We start from the raw sequence: 16964 nt of genomic DNA on the forward strand, positions 1-16964 counted from the left end.
TGCCCGCAAGCCGGTCGGCCCGGATCGCCTGATTCACCACGGCGACCGAGGCGTTCAGTACGTGTCGATCCGCTACACAGAGCGGCTCGTGGAAGCCGGCCTGGAGCCTTCGGTAGGCAGCGTGGGGACTCCTACGACAACGCTCTGGCCGAGACCATCAACGGCCTGTACAAGGCCGAGGTGATCCATCGCGCCTCGTCCTGGCGCACGCGCGAGGGGGTCGAGTGGGCCACGCTCAACTGGGTCGACTGGTTCAACAACCGTCGATTGCTGGAGCCGACCGGGAATATCCCACCGGCCGAGGCTGAGGCCAACTACTATTCCCACTCCCATGAGTCCGCCATGTCGGCGTGACTCAAACCAAGGGGTCTCCGGGATTCCCGGGGCGGTTCAAACTCCCAGAAAACAAAATCCGATTTGTTGATTCTCGGGGGATCAAGCAAGCAGAGGAACTGGCGCAAACCCAGTGTTCATGCGAGTTGCAAGCGTTTTGCAGGGCCGACTACCGAGCAAGAGCGCGATTTCATCGGTTTCGAACGTGGCCCAGCCGCCTTGCAAGCGCTGCTTCTTGGTCAGCAGGGCGCGGTTCTCGGCGGGGTTGTCGCCGCGCGTGTAGCCCTGTTTTTTGCCGAAGTTGTAAAGCGCCCGAATAGTAGAAATCTTGTTGCCTGACGGATTTGAGCAAGAGGAACTTTTCCAGCAGTTCGCCTAGCTTCAAGGCGGTGGGGTCATCTGCGGGCGGGGTGTTGGGGATGGTGCCAACGTGGGAGCGGGCTGGCCCGCGTGCAGCGCTTTGAGGGCGTGGATGGTTTCCAGCATCCGCCTGTGGTCTTCATCCCCTTCGGCTTTGTAGATGCCCTTGGTTACGTCCATCTCGTAGGGGCTGATTTCGCTGAGGTCGGGCTTTTTGTGCATCGTGTTCAACAGGGCAGTTGCACGAATGATAGCCACGCGCTTGTAGCTGGTGCGCAATGAGCGCTTGACCTGCTGTCCGTTGACGCGGGTGTGCAGGTAGTAGCTGGAACCGAGCAGGTAGATGGGCAAATTGAGCATGGATTGCTACCAAATTTGCTACCACCCTCAAAGCAAAAAGCCTTGTAAATTGTTGATTTACAAGGCTTTTTCCGTTTTGGCGGAGAGGGTGGGATTCGAACCCACGGTAGTGTTGCCACTACGCCTGATTTCGAGTCAGGTACATTCGACCACTCTGCCACCTCTCCTGTGTGTCGAAGCCGGGATTCTAGCAGGAAGTTTTGGGCCTCAGGCTGCAAAACCGACGAGGCTTCGAAGCTCGTCGTCCATTCGCTACGAGCGGCTCGATCTCAGTACTTGCCCATGTAATCGCGCTTACCCAATTCCACCCCGTTGTGCCGGGCGATCGCGTACGTGGCATTCACATGGAAGAAGAACTGCGGCAGGCCGTAGTGCAGCAGGTAGTGCTCGCCAGCGAACTGCTTTTCGCGCGGCGTGCCGGGCTGCAGCGTGATCTGGCGGGCGGCGGCTTCGTCGAAAGCTTCGGAGGGCAGGCCTTCGATGAACGCCAGAACGGTATCGATCCGGGTGCGCAGGTCAGCGAAACCCGGCAGTTCCGTATCCGGCAGCGATGGCACGTCCACGCCGGCCAGCCTTGCAGCGATGCCCTTGGCGAAGTCGCACGCGATCAGCACCTGCCGCGCCAGCGGAAACATGTCGGGAAACAGCCGTGCCTGCAGCAGCGCGTCCGCATCGATCTTGCGTGCGGTCGCATGGGCTTCGGTCTTGGAGATCACGTCCGAAAGCGAGCCGAGCATCTGCTTGAAAACTGGCACGCTGGCGCTGTACATGAAAGAGGTCATCGCGGGTCGATCCTTGAAAAAGAGAGCCGGCATGGCGCCGGCGGATGGCAAGTACACCAGCAATGGGATGCTGCTGCACGGGCGGAGCGGGAAAACCCCTTTGAAAGGCCCGCTCCGATGGGTCAGACCAGAAGGATCTGCGGCAGGTTCTGCAAGTCGCGCAAGGGCGTGCGAGCTGGCTTCACCGCACGCAGATGGGCCACCATTTCGGTGACCACGTTGCGTTGGCTCTGGATGCATTCCCAGATCTGCTCCTGGGTCAAACCGCGCAGCCGCTGCGCCACGGTCAACTCGATGCGGTCGGTGATCCAGTCGCCGCGGTATCCGTAATCCGCGCGCCAGTAGTAGGGCTGGGAAAAATACCCGAACGACCCGTGGAACAGCTGGCGAACGTGGGTGGGGTCTTCGAAGGCGTCGTCGCTCGCGCCATGGGGCACCCGGATGACCATCCGCGCGTCGGGCCGTGCCACGCGGTGCAGTTCCTGCATCATGGGCAGCACCTTCGGGATGTGCTCCAGGACATGCGACAGCAGAAACTCCTGCACGCTTTCGTCCGCCAGCGGCAACGGCGTGGTCGCGCAGGCATCCAGGTCCGCGACGATGTCCACGCCCGGCAGCGCCTGGCTGTCCAGGTTCAGCCACCCGGCAAGGGTATTGCGACCACAGCCGACGTTGAGCTTCATGGCCTTCCTACTTTAGTTGGTGCTAAAAAAAGCCGTTCGGCGAAGCCCTGGCGGGTCGCCTATGCAGCCAGGGAGGTCAAGCCGCCCAGATAGGGGCGCAGCGCTTCTGGCACTTCGACGCTGCCATCGGCCTGCTGATAGTTCTCCAGCACCGCGACCAGCGTGCGCCCCACGGCGAGACCCGATCCGTTCAACGTGTGCAGCAGTTCATTCTTGCCTTGCGCATTCTTGAAGCGGGCCTGCAGGCGGCGCGACTGGAAGGCTTCGCAGTTGCTGATCGAGCTGATCTCGCGGTAGGTGTTCTGCGCGGGCAGCCACACCTCCAGGTCGTAGGTTTTTGCGGCACCGAAGCCCATGTCGCCCGTGCACAGGCTCATCACCCGGTAGGGCAAACCGAGCTTTTGCAGCACGGCCTCGGCATGGCCGGTCATGGCTTCGAGGGCTTCGTAGCTTTTATCGGGATGCACGATCTGCACCATCTCGACCTTGTCGAATTGGTGCTGGCGGATCATGCCGCGCGTGTCGCGGCCGTAGCTGCCGGCCTCGGAGCGAAAGCACGGCGTGTGCGCCGTCAGCCTGATCGGCAGGTCGGCCTCGGGCACGACCACGTCGCGCACGAAGTTGGTCAGGGGCACTTCGCTGGTGGGAATGAGGTACAGGGCCGCATGGTCCGGCACGGGCTCGCCATCCTGGCCGCCCTTATTGGCCGCGAAAAGATCGCCCTCGAACTTCGGCAGCTGGCCGGTGCCGCGCAGCGAATCGGCATTCACGGCGTAAGGCACGTAGCACTCGGTGTAGCCGTGCTCCAGGGTCTGCACGTCGATCATGAACTGGGCCAGCGCGCGGTGCAGGCGGGCAATGGAGCCCTTCATGACGGTGAAGCGCGAGCCCGAGAGCTTCACGCCCATGTCGAAATCCAGGCCCAGGGGCGTGCCGACATCGACATGGTCCTTGGCGGTGAAGTCGAAAGCCCGCGGCGTACCCCAGCGGCGCACTTCGACATTGCCGGATTCGTCCGCGCCCACGGGGACGCTTTCGTGCGGCAGGTTGGGCACGGCCAGCAGCAACGCGTGCAATTCGGCCTGCAATTGTTCCAGCCGCGCGGCGGAGGTTTCGAGTTCGGACTTGAGCGAGCCCACTTCGGCCATCACTGCGTCTGCGTTCTCGCCCTTGGCCTTGAGCTGGCCGATCTGCTTGGACAGCGTGTTGCGGCGGGCCTGCAGCTCTTCGGTGCGCGTCTGCAGGGTCTTGCGCTCGGACTCCAGGGACTGAAAGGCCTCGACGTCCAGGAAAGCCTGGGGCTTTTTGCGGGTCTCCAGCCGGGCGATGGCGGAGTCGAGATCTTTGCGAAGGAGGAGGATGTCTAGCATAGGCGGCGATTTTAGTAGGGCGTCTTACCGGGTTGGCGCGGCGCCCTTTCCGTCTTAGGATGGGCTGCACAGCCTTAAGGGAGGGTCCCCATGCACATCGAACCGTATCTATTCTTCGACGGCAACTGCGAGAAGGCTCTGGACTTTTATGCCCAATGCCTGGAAGGGCACCTCACGGCGGTGCATCGCTACGAAGGATCGCCGCTGGAAAAGCAGCTTCCGGCGCAGTGGCGCAACAAGATCATGCACGCCACGCTGGAGGTGCCGGGCGGCCACCGGTTCATGGCCAGCGACCGCATGCCGGGGCAGCCTTTCGCGGGGCACGCGGGCTTTTCCATGTCGGTCAACTGCCCGGGCGGCGCAGAGCGCGGCGAGCGCATCTTCCACAGCCTGGCCGCTGGCGGGCACATCGGCATGCCGTTCACCGTGACCTTCTGGGGCGCGCATTTCGGCACGCTGGTGGACAAGTTCGGCGTGGGCTGGATGGTCAACTGCGACGGCGCACCGCCACCGGCCTGAAGAAACAAATAACGCAGCGCCCCCTGGCGATCAGGCCAGCGTGGCCGGATCGAAGTTGGCACCGCACAAGATCAGGCCCACCGTCTCATGAGCGCGCGGCCGGTAAACGCCGCTTTGCAGCGCGGCCAACCCCAGCGCCGCCGCAGGCTCGACCGCCAGCTTCCACTCGCGCCACAGCCATTGCTGGGCCTGTCGGATGGATTCGTCGGACACCAGCAGCGACGAATGCACATGGCGCTGCGACACCTCCCACGCGATGGTGCCGATGCGCCGCGCGCCCAGCGAATCGACCGCGATGCCGCCCACCTCCACATCGACCGGCTCGCCCGCCGCGCGCGCGCTGTGCAGCGTGGGAGCGCGTTCGGGCTCCAGCGCCACCACGTTGGCGCGGCTGTCGCACCACGCGGCCACACCGGCGATGAGTCCGCCGCCGCCCACGCTGACCAGCACGCTGTCGGGCAGGCGGTCACCGGCCTGCTCCTGCATTTCCAGCGCCAGCATGCCGGCACCGGCCACCACCTCGGGCTGATCGTATGCATGGTTCAGGAGCGCGCCCGTTTGCTGCTGGCGCGCCAGGCAGGCCTGCAGCGCCTCGGAATAAGCGGCGCCGGTCACCACCACTTCGGCGCCCAGGGCGCGCAGCCGGGCACGCTTGGCCTCGGGCGATATCTCGGGGACGAACACCTCGCAGCGCACGCCCAGGGCACGCGCTGCGGCTGCGGTGGCGATGCCCGCGTTGCCGCCCGAGGCGATGATCACGCCGCTCTCGGGCACGGCGTTGGCCAGCAGGCGGTACAGCATGCCCCGGGCCTTGAAACTGCCGCCCACCTGCAGATGCTCCAGCTTCAGCCACACCTCGGCGCAATCCACGCCCAGCGCGCTGCCGCTCAGCCGCCACAGCGGCGTGGTGCGAAGAAAGCCGGCCTGTGCGGCCAGGCGCTGGCGGGCGGTGGAAACGGCGGAGCGATCGATCATTGCAAATGTCCTCTTGCGAAACGAAAACGATGGAGCCTGCGCACGGCACGGCACGGCACGCCGCGCGGCATGAATGCCCGTGCGCAAAACCGTCGAGTGTAGGCAGCCACTGGCGCGTGCCGGGACAGGAACCAGGAACGCACGCCGAATGCGCCATTGCCCTGCGGCTTTCCACCCGCCGCCATCTGCCGATACCATGGACCGCCGATTGAGGCGTGCGCGCCTGAGCGCACGCGGAGCGCCGGCCTTGCAGGAGATGGCGATGTTTTTTGTGTTCGGCCCTTCGGGGCAGATGTACCGCGGCGGGCCGGAGCAACTGGCGCAAGTCTCGCCCGTGCGGCGGGTGCAGCGGCCACAGGCCCTGCGCACGCGTGCCGCAGACCCCGAGGCGACGCCCTTTCCCCCGATCGCGGCGCCCGCGCCCGACCCCGGCCCGGTGAACCTGCGCACGCAGGAGGCCGTGAGCGCCTATGTGCAGACCGAGCAAGGCCCGCAGGTGCAGCGCCAGCCGCTGTCGCGCGTGCAGGACGTGATGACCGTCGGCGCGCTCACCGTGCCGCCGGACATCCGCGTGAACGATGCGTGGCAGACGCTCGCGGAGCACCACATCGCCCAGGCGCCGGTGGTCAACGCCCAGGGCCAGGTGGTCGGGCTGCTGCTGCGCGCCGACATGGCGCCGCTGGAGCTGCTGCCCGAGCCCGGCAGCGTGAAAGATGCAATCGAGCTGGCACGCCGGCCCGTGTCCGAGGTCATGGTGAGCCCGGTGCCCACCGTGGCCGCCGACACCGAACTGCGCCGCGTGGCCGGCGTGCTGCTGGACACGGGCCTTCCCGGCCTGCCGGTGACGGACGAAGCCGGCACGATGACGGGCTTCATCTCGCGCACCGACATCCTGCGCGCCGTGGCGGCCGACCCGCCGCTGGACCTGTGGAGCTGAGCGCTGCGCCGCCCATGAAAAAACCCGCAGGGCGGTGAGCCGTGCGGGTTTTCAGGGTCAAGGCTCCGGGGCCTGCGGCGCGGGCTTTCGGCCCTGCCGCTACTCGGCGGAAATGGTTTCGGGCTCCGCAATCTCCACCGAGGGCAGCGGGCTCGCCAGCACCTTGTCGATGGTCTTGCCATCCATGTCCACCACTTCGAACTGCCAGCCTTCCCACTGCACGCGGTCGGTCACGCGGGGGAGCTTGCCCGTCAGCAGCATGACCATGCCGCTCAGCGTGTGATAGCGGCCCCGGTCTTCTTCCGGCACGGCGTCCAGGTCCAGGCGGTCCTTCAGTTCGGGCACGGGGATGTGTCCGTCCAGCAGCCAGCTGCCGTCTTCGCGCTGCACGGCCCAGGAGGTTTCGGGATCGCGGGCGTGGAATTCGCCCGTGATGGCCTCGATCAGGTCCTGCAGCGTGACGATGCCCTGCACCTCGCCGTACTCGTCGATCACGAAGGCCATGTGCAGATCGGACTGGCGGAAGTTGTCGAGCAGCTCCATGCCGGTGATCGTCTCCGGCACGTACAGCGCCGTCTGCAGCGGCTGCGTGGCCAGATCGCAGGCCTGTTCGCGCAGCGAGCGCGAGAGCCACTGGCGGGCGTTCAGCACGCCGAGCACGTTCTCCATGCCGCCCCGCACGACGGGAAAGCGCGCATGGTCGGACTCTTCGATGCGCTTCAGGTTTTCTTCGAACGAATCTTCGACGTCCAGCACCGCCACGTCGGCGCGCGGCACCATCAGCGAGCCGATCTGGCGGTCGTCCAGGCGGAACACGTTGCGAACCATCTGGTGCTCGTGCGATTCGATCACGCCGGCGCTCGTGCCTTCGGCCAGCACCGCGTGGATCTCGGCCTCGGTCACCGCGCTGGCGTTGCTCTCCTTCACGCCCAGCAGGCGCAGCAGGCCCTGCGTGGACATGGACAGCAGCTTCACGAACGGCTTGGTGGCAATGGCCAGCCAGTTGATCGGGCGTGCCACCAGGCGGGCGATGACTTCCGGATGGCTCTGGCCCAGGCGCTTTGGCACCAGTTCGCCCACGACGATGGAAAAGTAGGTGATGAGCATCACCACCATGCCGGTGGCGAGGTAGCTGGCGTATTTGGGCTCCATCCCGAAGGTGCGCAGCCATTCGCCCAGCGGCTGGGCCAGCGCGGCCTCGCCGACGATACCGTTCAGCACGCCGATGGACGTGATGCCGATCTGAATGGCGGAGAGGAACCGGGTGGGGTCTTCGCCCAGCTTGACTGCAGCGACCGCGCCGCTATCGCCCTCATCGATCAGCTTCTGGAGCCGGGTCTTGCGCGCTGTGACCAGCGCCAGTTCCGACATGGCAAACAAGCCATTGAGCAGGATGAGGGCGAACAGTATTGCTACTTCCATAGACGGGGAGCGGAGAGGCCCCCTCAGAGTGAATCAGCCGCAAATTGTAAGAAGTCACAACAGGCGTGGGGTCATAGGGGCCGCCCGCGTAGGGACATTGGGGCGCCAGCGTGGTATTTGCGCCCTGTCGCTGCCGGGACAGGGCGTGCGGCAGGCACCAAAGACCAAGCATCAAAATGGCCTCCAGCACAATAAGTACTAAGGCACATAGCTATTAAATTAATAGCAAACTGACGGCCAATCGATTTCAGTGCCCTGCGGGCCCCGTCTCCGGCGTGCGCTCGGTGATCGCCAGCCCCGTGGCCGCATCGATGCGCAGGCCCTTGGGCAGCGGGAACTTCACCGTCTCCTCGATGCCGTCCATCTTGCGCACCGACACGGCGCCCAGCGCCTTGATGCGGTCGATCACCTGCCGCACCAGAATTTCGGGCGCCGACGCGCCGGCGGTCAGGCCCACGCGGGCGACGCCATCGAACCACTCGGGACGCAGTTCCTCGGCGCTGTCCACCATGTAGGCCGCGGTTCCCAGCCGCGCCGCCAGTTCGCGCAGGCGATTGCTGTTGGAGCTGGTGGGGCTGCCCACCACGATGACCAGATCGACCTGCGGGCTCAGCACCTTGATCGCGTCCTGCCGGTTCTGCGTGGCGTAGCAGATGTCCTGCTGCTTGGGCTCGCGCACGCTGGGAAAGCGCGCGCGCACCGCCGCGCTGATCTCGGCCGCGTCGTCCACCGACAGCGTGGTCTGCGTCACCACCGCCAGCTTGGCCGTCTGGCCCGGCTGCACGCGGGCCACGTCCTGCACGTCTTCCACCAGGTGGATGCCATGGTCCAGCTGGCCCATGGTGCCCTCCACTTCGGGGTGGCCCTTGTGGCCGATCATGATGAACTCGTAGCCCTCCTTGGCGAGCTTGGCGACCTCCACGTGTACCTTGGTCACCAGCGGGCAGGTGGCATCGAACACGCTGAAGCCGCGCTCGGCCGCCTCGGTCTGCACCGCCTTGCTAACGCCGTGGGCCGAGAACACCAGCGTCGAGCCGGGCGGCACATCGGCCAGGTCTTCGATGAAGATCGCGCCCTTGGCCTTGAGGTCGTTCACCACGTAGGTGTTGTGCACGATCTCGTGGCGCACGTAGATGGGCGCGCCGAATTTCTGCAGCGCACGCTCCACGATCTCGATCGCGCGGTCCACGCCCGCGCAAAAGCCGCGGGGCTCGGCCAGAATGATTTCCTGGGGTTTTTGCATGGCGTCAGAGCACCCCGATGAGCTGCACCTCGAAGGTGACCGGCTGCCCCGCCAGCGGGTGGTTGAAATCGAAGCGCACCGCGCCATCCTCGCGCACCGCAAGCACCACGCCCGCGTAGCTGCCAAGCCCGTCAGGCGTCGGAAACTGCACCACATCGCCCACCGAATAGCGCTCGTCCGGGTCGCCCAGCTCGGCCAGCAGCTTGCGCGCCACCCACTGCTGCATGTCCGGATTGCGGTCGCCGAACGCCTCGCCCGCGGGCAGGGTGAACGTGGTGCGCGTGCCTTCGGCCAGGCCGATCAGGCACTGCTCCATGGCGGGGGACAACTCGCCCGCCCCCAGCGACAGCGTGGCCGGCTTGTCGCCGAAAGTGTTGATCACATCGCCCGCCGGGCCGGCCAGACGGTAGTGCAGGGTCAGGAAGGAACCCGCCTGCACGGTGGGGGCCGCAGAAGGGGATGTGGGGGCGAGAGTGGTCATGAGAGTCCCGATAAACTGGCCGCCATTGTAGAAACCTGCCCATCCCCTGCCCCGCGCGCGGCCTTGGCCGCGGCTCACCCAACCTGGCACCACCATGCTCATGAAAACGATGCCCGCCGACGCGCGGCCCCGCGAACGGCTGCTGCAACGCGGCCCCGGCGCCCTGTCGGACACGGAACTGCTGGCCATCCTGCTGCGCACCGGCATGGCGGGCAAAGGGGTGATGGAGATGGCGGGCGAACTGCTCGCACCGAGCACCATCGATGAGGCCACGGGCAAGCCAGCCGGAGGTTTCGGAGGCCTCAGCGGACTGCTGCACACCAGCGCCGAGGACCTGCGGCGCATCAAAGGCTTGGGCCCCGCCAAGCGGGCTGAACTGGTGGCCGTTCTGGAGTTGGCGCGACGGGCACTGGCCGAGCAACTGAGCGAGCGCGAGGCGTTCGAATCGCCCACGGCAGTGAAGCACTACCTGCAACTGCATCTGGCGAACAAGGGATACGAGGTGTTCGCCGTGATGTTCCTGAACTGCCAGAACCGCATGATCGCCATGGATGAGATGTTCCGCGGCACGCTCTCACAAACCAGCGTGTACCCGCGCGAAATCGTCACCCGTGCCCTGCACCACGGCGCCGCCGCCGTGGTGCTGGCCCACAACCACCCCAGCGGCAGAGTGCAGCCCAGCAAGGCCGACGAGGCACTCACGCACACCCTCAAAAACGCCCTCGCCCTGGTGGACGTGCGCGTGCTGGACCACGTGATCGTCGCGCGCGGCGCGGCACTGTCGATGGCAGAAGCCGGGCTGGTTTAGCGCAGCAGTGCTTCGTCCCCACCGCAACACAAAACAAAGCGCGTAGCGGCCCGTTTTCTGAGAGCACGAGCCCATGCGTGCGTCGTCGTTTTTAACAAATGGTTAATAAAAATAATACCTCTACAGTTAAATTCGAGCCGTTTCCCATTTAGCATTCGCCCCCAACAAAACACGATCTCAAGGGGGGATTGAATGAGCGCAGAACTCGCGGCCACGTTCTTCAACGTCGGCTACGGACAGACCCTGGCCCAGTCCATGGACAAGAACCAGGTGGACGTGCTGGTGCTGACGCAGGGGCAGTACATGAGCATCCTGCAGGACAAGGCGAGGAACAACGCGGCGCTGGAATTCAACCTGCGCAAGATGCTGTCCCAGTCCACGTTCGGGCAGTACTGGCAGAAGACGTTCAGTCCGAATGCGGGTGAGCCTTGGGTCGGCCCGGTGGCGCAAGGGGCCAATGATGCGCTGGCCATCACCAAAACGCTGAACGCCATCGGTATGGCCGGCATTGGGACTTACATCAAGACCACGGCAACGGGTACGTACATCATCATCAAAGGGTACTCGGCGCGGCGTAGCAGTGCGCTACAAGGCACGCGCTATCTGGCGACGCACCCAAAGATGCTGCAACTCGGCCTGGGCATGAAGAGCCTGCAAGGCATTGCCAAAGGTGGGTTCATGCTGGGCGTGGTGGTGTCCACAGGGATCGAACTGATGGACTTCATGTTCAATGACGAAAAGACCATGTATGACTTGGTCGGCGGGATCGGGGTGGAGGCGGTGAAGGGCGGCCTCGGCGCCCTGGTGGCTTACAGTGCTGCCGCTATGGCAGGCGCCCTCACAAGCGCCGCGGTCACTCCACTGTTCGTCATGGCGATAGTTGCCGTGGGGACTGGATTCATCCTGAACAGCATGGACCGCGAATACGGCATCAAGGAGAAAGTCATCTCCGCGCTCAAGGTACTTCCTGAACAGACAGCCCAAGGTTTTTATTACATCGACACCAACGCACAATCTTGGCAGCAGGCTTTGAGCGAAGCCTTCGAACAAAAGAAGGTAGAAGGCGGCCGTGCTATCGACCGTGGAGTGAAGGACTGGCTCTGTCGCATCACCTGCGTTCGGTATTGAGGCTGGCCAAAACATCGAACCAATGCAAGACATCCATCACATCCGCAAAACCATGCTGTGGGGCGCTCCGCTTTACTTAGCTATCACCGCCGGCTGCCTTTTTGTAGTGTTTCATGAACTGATTCCAACATTGAATGCGATCGCTTCGAGAGCACCTGCGGTGCGAATCGCGCCCGCCGCACAGTTGGCTCCTTTCATCGCCACGTTTTGTCTTATCGGTGTCTTGCTGGGAATGATGCGTTCGGTGCCTGCAAGTGAACGACTGATCCAAAAGTTCGAGCGCGCATTCAACATCGCGGTGTGGATCGGAATGATTGCGTTGCTTTTGATTCCAGTGACTTCCGTGACGCAACGCTTTTATATGCCCAGTGTTGGTTATTCAATGTGTTCAGAACTGCAGGGCAACCCCACCATGTGGTTCACAGATTGGGTCCGCGATCCCAGTTGGTGCGTCAGAGGCAAGAGCTTGGAATGGGTGAACGAGCAGGCGCGTGAGGCCCTTCCTCGCACAGCGCCATAGAGGCGGATGCGACAACGTCACAACATTTGCTATAAAAAAATAGCAACGTGCGTTTGCACTGACTGCGGTACCGACTGATTTTGCTGCGTCTACCTGCATCGAATTGACGGATTCATTCCGTGTTTAACGACGTGAAAACCATGACCTAGTGGGCGGGAAAAGTCGGCGAATGACATGCCGCCGATACTGATTTCGTCTCTCCTTCAATGAGATAACCCATGAATAAGACCCGTCAGATCAGAAAGGCATTGGTGTGGGGCCTGCCTCTGTGCCTGTCTATGGCGTTTCTATTTGGATGGCTCATTCTTGATAGCGTCATACCGCCGATCAAGCAAATGATCTTTTCGATGCCTGTCATTCGGATCAGGCCCACGGCACTGCTGGCGCCTTTCGCGCTGTTGATTTCGTTGGTTCTCCCATTGGGCCTAGTGCTCAAAGCTATCCTTTATGAAGGCGTCTGGGTGAAGAGGTTGGAAGCCCTGTTTAACTTCTTGGTGTTTTTAAGCATGGGCGTTTTGTGCTTGATCATTAGCACCTCTGCACTTGTCCAAAGTCGATGGATGCCGCAGTTGGGTTACGTCCAATGCGATCAGCTTCAAGATCAACCTTCTGTCTGGTTTACCGACTGGGTGCGCAATCCCGACTGGTGCGTCAAAGGCAAGAGCCTGGAGTGGGTGAACGAGCAGGCGAACTCAGCCGTTCCTCATGGTTCACCATAGATGCGCTCGCTGCCACACCGGAAAATTGCTATCAATTAAATAGCTACATGCCGGCACATTGATTGCGCCACGGCCCAATTCATACCCGAAGAGTGGCAGCGCCCAGAAGCGTTTGAGCGGCGTGCGCACCCCTCGACAAAAATGGTAGATCTCAAAAAAGTCAGAAAAGCTTTGGTATGGGGCCTCCCGCTCTTTATCGGGGTCGGCGCGAGTTGCTTGTGGGTGGTATCACACGGAATCATTCCAACGATTGAAGCCATCGCGTCACAAGCCCCAGTCGTGCGGATAGCGCCTGCTTCCCAAGTCACGCCGTTTGTCGCTGTCTTCAGCATGCTGGGGGCGTTGATCGGCAGCATGCGCGCCATTCCCATCAGTGACAGAGCTATCCATCCGTTCGAGTGCGCTTTCAAGGTCACCGTGCTTTTGGGCATGGCCGCGATGGTGTTGATTCCTGTCAGCGCTGTAGTCCAGCGCTTCTACATGCCCAACATCGGTTACTCGATATGTTCGGAACTAGAAGGCCACCCCACCATGTGGTTCACGGACTGGGTGCGTGATCCCACTTGGTGCGTCAGAGGCCAGAGCTTGGAGTGGGTGAACGAGCAGGCGCGCACTTCAGTAAGAAATTGAAAGCAGACAGGAACCTCGACAACGGATTTAGAGATTGGCTCTGCCCGATTTGCCGGAGATATTGAAATGACAGCAAACGCTGCTGAACTCGCCCGCATCAGAAAGATATTGCCTCTCGGCATTCCGGTCTCGATGATGCTTTTCGCGCTTGCATGGTTTTTCACGTTCGCACTGATTCCTGAACTCGTCCAAGAACTGCAACTGGCTGCGCCGGTGATACGTATTTGGCCGGGGATCACTCTTGGCCCGACGCTGTTGCCCTTAGCGCTGATGATGATCGTTATCCCGCCGATGAAAGCCATCCCCATTGGCAAGGGTTTAACCGACCGCGCAGCCACCTGGATCAACGTGCTGCTCGTCATCAACTTCCTTGCCATGCTGTTGATGCTGACCACATCGGCATTCTTGCAAGGCTATTTCATGCCCAAGAAGGGCTATATCAGATGCACGGAACTCAAGGACCACTCCTATATTTGGTTCAGCGATTGGGTACGTAACCCTGCCTGGTGCGTTAAAGGCAAAAGTCTGGAGTGGGTGAACGAGCAGGCAAGAAATGCTGAGTCTCACCCCCCGTCGCAATAGGGCTTGGCCTCGTTTCGATGCTGCTTCAGAGACCAATAGTGCATGAAGTCCATACGCCGGATTTATGAAAGATGTCGCTGCAGTTCGGAATTTTCTTCCACAGATCTACGCAGTCTTTCTGGTGACCGCGGTGCTTTGCTACCTCACTTCGTTCGGCGGCTTTTTTGAGCAGTGGAACGGGCTCGCTCGCAAGGCTCCTGTGGTCCGGTTTACAACGTTCTCCGTGCTTACCGTTTTCTTGGCCGTGATCGTTGCACTGTTGACCATCACGCTCTCAGCCAAGGCAGTTCCTTGCAATGAACGGCTAACAGGAGCTCTGATGCGAGTCCTGAATGTGCTGGCCTTCGTGAGCTTCGGTGTGATGGTCGTATTCGCGCTGGCATCCGCGCCACTGCAAAGGCACTATTTGCCACAACTGGGTTACTCCACTTGCAACGCGTTGAAAGGGAATCCGTCGGTCTGGTTCACGGACTGGGTGCGCAATCCCGACTGGTGCGTCAAAAGCAAGAGCCTGGAGTGGGTGAACGAGCAGGCCCGCAATGCAGAAAAAAACTGAAGGGATGACAGGAACATCGATAGCAGTCTCTGAGGCGAGCGCAGGCAGAACTGCCAGAAATACTGAGATGAAAGCAAGCGCTGATGAGGCAGTCCACATCAGGAAGACCTTGCTGTTTGCGATTCCCGCAACAGTGCTCATGTTGGGCCTGTGTTGCTACTTCACTTTTTGGGCAATCCCCGACTTGGTGAACGCGCTGCGCGAGTCCGCACCCGTGGTTCGCATCTGGCCGGTCCTCATGCTTGCGCCGGCCATGCTGCCCCTCGCATTTCTTACCTTGATTCTTCTGCCCATGAAGGGCATGCAAGTGGGCGAGCGCATCGTGGCGAGGTCCACACGATGGATCAATGTGCTGGTCGTGCTGAATGGCATTTCGTTGCTGCTGATGGCCTCCACCTCGACGCTGCTGCAAAGCCATTTCTTACCTCCGATGGGCTATGAGAAATGCGCCGATTTGAAGGGACAGCCCTCGCTCTGGTTCACGGACTGGGTGCGCGATCCTGCTTGGTGCGTCAAAGGCAAGAGCCTGGAGTGGGTGAACGAGCAGGCGAACTCAGCCGTTCCTCATGGTTCACCATAGATGCACTCGCTGCCACCGGAAAATTGCTATCAATTAAATAGCTACATACCGGCACATTGATTGCGCCACGGCCCAATTCATACCCGAAGAGTGGCAGCGCCCAGAAGCGTTTGAGCGGCGTGCGCACCCCTCGACAAAAATGGTATATCTCAAAAAAGTCAGAAAAGCTTTGGTATGGGGCCTCCCGCTCTTTATCGGGGTCGGCGCGAGTTGCTTGTGGGCGGTATCGCACGGCATCATTCCAACGATTGAAGCCATCGCGTCACAAGCCCCAGTCGTGCGGATAGCGCCTGCTTTACAAGTCACGCCATTTGTCGCTGTCTTCAGCATGCTAGGGGCGTTGATCGGCAGCATGCGCGCCATTCCCATCAGTGACAGAGCTATCCATCCGTTCGAGTGCGCTTTCAAGGTCACCGTGCTTTTGGGCATGGCCGCGATGGTGTTGATTCCTGTCACCGCTGTAGTCCAGCGCTTCTACATGCCCAACATCGGTTACTCGATATGTTCGGAACTAGTGTTCTGTCCCGCTGATAAGTGAGCAAAGTCGATGCAGCTTTTCGAGCATCGAATCCGCGGTGGCGGTCCACCTGAAGGGTTGGCAGTTGGCGTTGTAGGCGGTGACGAAGTGGTCGATGCGTTGGACGAGTTGCTTGACGCTGGTGAATGATCCCCGGCGAATGGCCTTGTCCGTGAGTAGCGTGCGACGCTGGACTTGGAGATGCCCGTCTCGGCGGCCACCGTACGCACGCTCCAGTGCGTGGAGCCATCGGCCGGCTTGGTGTGCAGCGTCGTATTGATCAACCTTGCCACGCGCTCGTCGTCGATGGTGCGCGGCTTGCCGGGGCGAACGTCGTCGTACAGCCCAGGGATGCGTCGCTCGATGAACCGGGCGCGCCACTTGCCGACCGTGGCATTGGTCAGCTTCAGTCTCTCAGCAATGGCGTTGTTGGGCTCACCATCGGCACTGCTCAGAACGATGCGAGCCCGATTGCTCAGCGCAGCAGGCAGCGAGCGGCTGCGGGCAAAGGATTGAAGCTGCGATCGCTCCTCGTCAGAGAGCGCCAACTCGACCTTCGGTCTGCCCATTCTCATCGCGGTATCTCCGGTTCCAACATACCTCAATGGCATGCACGATTAATGCCAGAAAATAACGGGACGGGACACTAGCGTTGTGTCGCAAAGCCGCATATCTCGCAATGCCTTCGCCTGAACGTATATACACGTTGGCTAAATTGACGTTAGTATCAAACCTATGAAGAACCTAAAAATCTCTCCAGCCACGCTTGATAAGCTAGGTCACAAGCATCAAGTAACGCTTAGAGAGGTTGAGCAAAGTTTCGAAAACATCGACGGCCCGTTGCTTATTGACAACAGGGAGGATCACAGGACTGATCCTCCTACGCTGTGGTTTCTAAGCCATACGAACGCCGGACGATTGCTGAAGATCGCGTATATACAACGTGGTTTGGAAATTCATCTGAGGACATGCTACGAACCCAACCCAACCGAGATCAGCATCTATACCAGTCACATTAAACGGAGAGTCAAATGAACAATTTCGCAGGCACTGATGAAGCATGGGAGAATCGCTCACTGGGCGCAGATGCCGCCCATGCGGAGGTTGCCAGTGCGGAGCACATGGCAGCGCTGGACGAGTCGATGGGCATGCAATCCATCTCGATCAGATTGCCGAAAAGCATGATAGACGCCTACAAACTTATTGGTGCGCACCACGGTGTTGGCTACCAACCTTTGATGCGTGACATCCTGCAGCGCTTTATCCCAGATGGTCTTAAAGAGGTGCTCGAGCATCACCAAAAGAAGGCTAGTCAAGCGGATGATCGGATCGAGGAATTCAAGAGGGCAGCTTGAACGCAGTTGCGCCATAGAAGCCCGCCTTCGCGCGGGCTTTTTTACGCCCTTTTCTCTCCAGCGGGTACGCCTAAACCGGAGTTCTCACCAAAGCGCCAGTTGTG

Annotated in this window: 21 protein-coding genes, 1 tRNA gene and 2 pseudogenes; 14 read left to right on the forward strand and 10 right to left on the reverse strand. The window is 61.4% G+C overall.

Annotation, left to right across the window (positions count from 1 at the left end; genetic code table 11):
- Together AVHM3334_RS19970 and AVHM3334_RS19975 are read left to right on the forward strand one after the other, a co-directional pair.
- A pseudogene (locus AVHM3334_RS19970) lies at positions 1 to 354 on the forward strand (integrase core domain-containing protein); the annotation flags it as partial.
- 63 nt (positions 355 to 417) lie between these two features.
- The gene (locus AVHM3334_RS19975) at positions 418 to 672 is read left to right on the forward strand and encodes a hypothetical protein (protein WP_284415257.1); all 255 of its coding nucleotides are present in this window, start codon (positions 418 to 420) and stop codon (positions 670 to 672) included.
- Between the two features lie 42 nt (positions 673 to 714).
- Here AVHM3334_RS19975 and AVHM3334_RS19980 read toward each other — a convergent pair whose 3' ends face one another.
- The 5 genes from AVHM3334_RS19980 to serS all read right to left on the reverse strand — a co-directional run bounded on the left by AVHM3334_RS19980 (position 715) and on the right by serS (position 3888).
- Positions 715 to 1053, reverse strand: a complete 339-nt coding sequence (locus AVHM3334_RS19980) for a hypothetical protein (RefSeq protein ID WP_284415258.1) — start codon at positions 1051 to 1053, stop codon at positions 715 to 717.
- A gap of 77 nt (positions 1054 to 1130) precedes the next feature.
- Positions 1131 to 1220: transfer RNA gene (locus tag AVHM3334_RS19985), tRNA-Ser, on the reverse strand.
- Positions 1221 to 1322: 102 nt separating this feature from the next.
- Entirely contained in the window at positions 1323 to 1835 is a 513-nt protein-coding gene (locus AVHM3334_RS19990) for a DUF1993 domain-containing protein (RefSeq protein ID WP_284415259.1), read from the reverse strand.
- Between the two features lie 122 nt (positions 1836 to 1957).
- The gene (locus AVHM3334_RS19995) at positions 1958 to 2518 is read right to left on the reverse strand and encodes a class I SAM-dependent methyltransferase (RefSeq protein WP_284415260.1); all 561 of its coding nucleotides are present in this window, start codon (positions 2516 to 2518) and stop codon (positions 1958 to 1960) included.
- A 59-nt stretch (positions 2519 to 2577) separates the two neighbouring features.
- A complete protein-coding gene (serS, locus tag AVHM3334_RS20000; protein WP_284415261.1) occupies positions 2578 to 3888 on the reverse strand; it encodes a serine--tRNA ligase in 1311 nt (436 codons plus the stop codon).
- Between the two features lie 90 nt (positions 3889 to 3978).
- Here serS and AVHM3334_RS20005 point away from each other — a divergent pair, with 90 nt between their 5' ends.
- Positions 3979 to 4407: a VOC family protein gene (locus AVHM3334_RS20005; RefSeq protein ID WP_284415262.1), complete on the forward strand. Its 429-nt coding sequence runs from the start codon at positions 3979 to 3981 to the stop codon at positions 4405 to 4407.
- A gap of 30 nt (positions 4408 to 4437) precedes the next feature.
- Here AVHM3334_RS20005 and AVHM3334_RS20010 read toward each other — a convergent pair whose 3' ends face one another.
- A complete protein-coding gene (locus AVHM3334_RS20010) occupies positions 4438 to 5382 on the reverse strand; it encodes a threonine/serine dehydratase (RefSeq protein ID WP_284415263.1) in 945 nt (314 codons plus the stop codon).
- Positions 5383 to 5644: 262 nt separating this feature from the next.
- Between AVHM3334_RS20010 and AVHM3334_RS20015 the strand changes: the two genes are divergently transcribed.
- Positions 5645 to 6319 carry a CBS domain-containing protein gene (locus AVHM3334_RS20015; RefSeq protein WP_284415264.1) on the forward strand — a complete coding sequence of 225 codons (675 nt, stop codon included), beginning with the start codon at positions 5645 to 5647 and terminating at the stop codon, positions 6317 to 6319.
- Between the two features lie 99 nt (positions 6320 to 6418).
- Here AVHM3334_RS20015 and AVHM3334_RS20020 read toward each other — a convergent pair whose 3' ends face one another.
- The 3 genes from AVHM3334_RS20020 to AVHM3334_RS20030 form a co-directional block, all read right to left on the reverse strand.
- Positions 6419 to 7741, reverse strand: a complete 1323-nt coding sequence (locus tag AVHM3334_RS20020; RefSeq protein ID WP_284415265.1) for a hemolysin family protein — start codon at positions 7739 to 7741, stop codon at positions 6419 to 6421.
- Positions 7742 to 7988: 247 nt separating this feature from the next.
- Complete coding sequence (gene ispH / locus AVHM3334_RS20025; RefSeq protein WP_284415266.1) at positions 7989 to 8984, reverse strand: 4-hydroxy-3-methylbut-2-enyl diphosphate reductase; 996 nt, start codon at positions 8982 to 8984, stop codon at positions 7989 to 7991.
- Positions 8985 to 8988: 4 nt separating this feature from the next.
- Positions 8989 to 9465, reverse strand: a complete 477-nt coding sequence (locus tag AVHM3334_RS20030) for an FKBP-type peptidyl-prolyl cis-trans isomerase (protein WP_284415267.1) — start codon at positions 9463 to 9465, stop codon at positions 8989 to 8991.
- A gap of 94 nt (positions 9466 to 9559) precedes the next feature.
- Between AVHM3334_RS20030 and radC the strand changes: the two genes are divergently transcribed.
- The 9 genes from radC (at position 9560) to AVHM3334_RS20075 (ending at position 15526) form a co-directional block, all read left to right on the forward strand.
- Positions 9560 to 10273, forward strand: a complete 714-nt coding sequence (gene radC, locus AVHM3334_RS20035; RefSeq protein ID WP_284415268.1) for a RadC family protein — start codon at positions 9560 to 9562, stop codon at positions 10271 to 10273.
- A 192-nt stretch (positions 10274 to 10465) separates the two neighbouring features.
- Positions 10466 to 11401 carry a hypothetical protein gene (locus AVHM3334_RS20040; protein ID WP_284415269.1) on the forward strand — a complete coding sequence of 312 codons (936 nt, stop codon included), beginning with the start codon at positions 10466 to 10468 and terminating at the stop codon, positions 11399 to 11401.
- 22 nt (positions 11402 to 11423) lie between these two features.
- Positions 11424 to 11921, forward strand: coding sequence for a DUF1240 domain-containing protein (locus AVHM3334_RS20045; protein ID WP_284415270.1), 498 nt, complete (start codon positions 11424 to 11426; stop codon positions 11919 to 11921).
- Positions 11922 to 12139: 218 nt separating this feature from the next.
- Positions 12140 to 12640 carry a hypothetical protein gene (locus AVHM3334_RS20050; RefSeq protein WP_284415271.1) on the forward strand — a complete coding sequence of 167 codons (501 nt, stop codon included), beginning with the start codon at positions 12140 to 12142 and terminating at the stop codon, positions 12638 to 12640.
- 141 nt (positions 12641 to 12781) lie between these two features.
- Positions 12782 to 13270 carry a hypothetical protein gene (locus AVHM3334_RS20055; RefSeq protein ID WP_284415272.1) on the forward strand — a complete coding sequence of 163 codons (489 nt, stop codon included), beginning with the start codon at positions 12782 to 12784 and terminating at the stop codon, positions 13268 to 13270.
- Between the two features lie 66 nt (positions 13271 to 13336).
- Positions 13337 to 13852, forward strand: coding sequence for a hypothetical protein (locus AVHM3334_RS20060; protein WP_284415273.1), 516 nt, complete (start codon positions 13337 to 13339; stop codon positions 13850 to 13852).
- A gap of 64 nt (positions 13853 to 13916) precedes the next feature.
- Complete coding sequence (locus AVHM3334_RS20065) at positions 13917 to 14408, forward strand: DUF1240 domain-containing protein (RefSeq protein WP_284415274.1); 492 nt, start codon at positions 13917 to 13919, stop codon at positions 14406 to 14408.
- 67 nt (positions 14409 to 14475) lie between these two features.
- A complete protein-coding gene (locus tag AVHM3334_RS20070; RefSeq protein WP_284415275.1) occupies positions 14476 to 14988 on the forward strand; it encodes a hypothetical protein in 513 nt (170 codons plus the stop codon).
- Positions 14989 to 15127: 139 nt separating this feature from the next.
- Positions 15128 to 15526 (forward strand): hypothetical protein, encoded by a 399-nt coding sequence (locus AVHM3334_RS20075; RefSeq protein WP_284415276.1) that lies wholly within the window; start codon positions 15128 to 15130, stop codon positions 15524 to 15526.
- On the opposite strand, the pseudogene AVHM3334_RS20080 reads toward AVHM3334_RS20075, so the two are convergent.
- Positions 15500 to 16080: pseudogene (locus AVHM3334_RS20080) on the reverse strand (helix-turn-helix domain-containing protein). The gene AVHM3334_RS20075 and the pseudogene AVHM3334_RS20080 overlap by 27 nt on opposite strands.
- A 456-nt stretch (positions 16081 to 16536) precedes the next feature.
- Here AVHM3334_RS20080 and AVHM3334_RS20085 point away from each other — a divergent pair.
- Positions 16537 to 16860: a hypothetical protein gene (locus tag AVHM3334_RS20085; protein ID WP_284415277.1), complete on the forward strand. Its 324-nt coding sequence runs from the start codon at positions 16537 to 16539 to the stop codon at positions 16858 to 16860.
- Positions 16861 to 16964 lie beyond the last annotated feature (104 nt).

This window comes from Acidovorax sp. SUPP3334 (assembly GCF_030159055.1).
In the GTDB taxonomy this organism is placed as follows: Bacteria; Pseudomonadota; Gammaproteobacteria; order Burkholderiales; family Burkholderiaceae_C; genus Paracidovorax.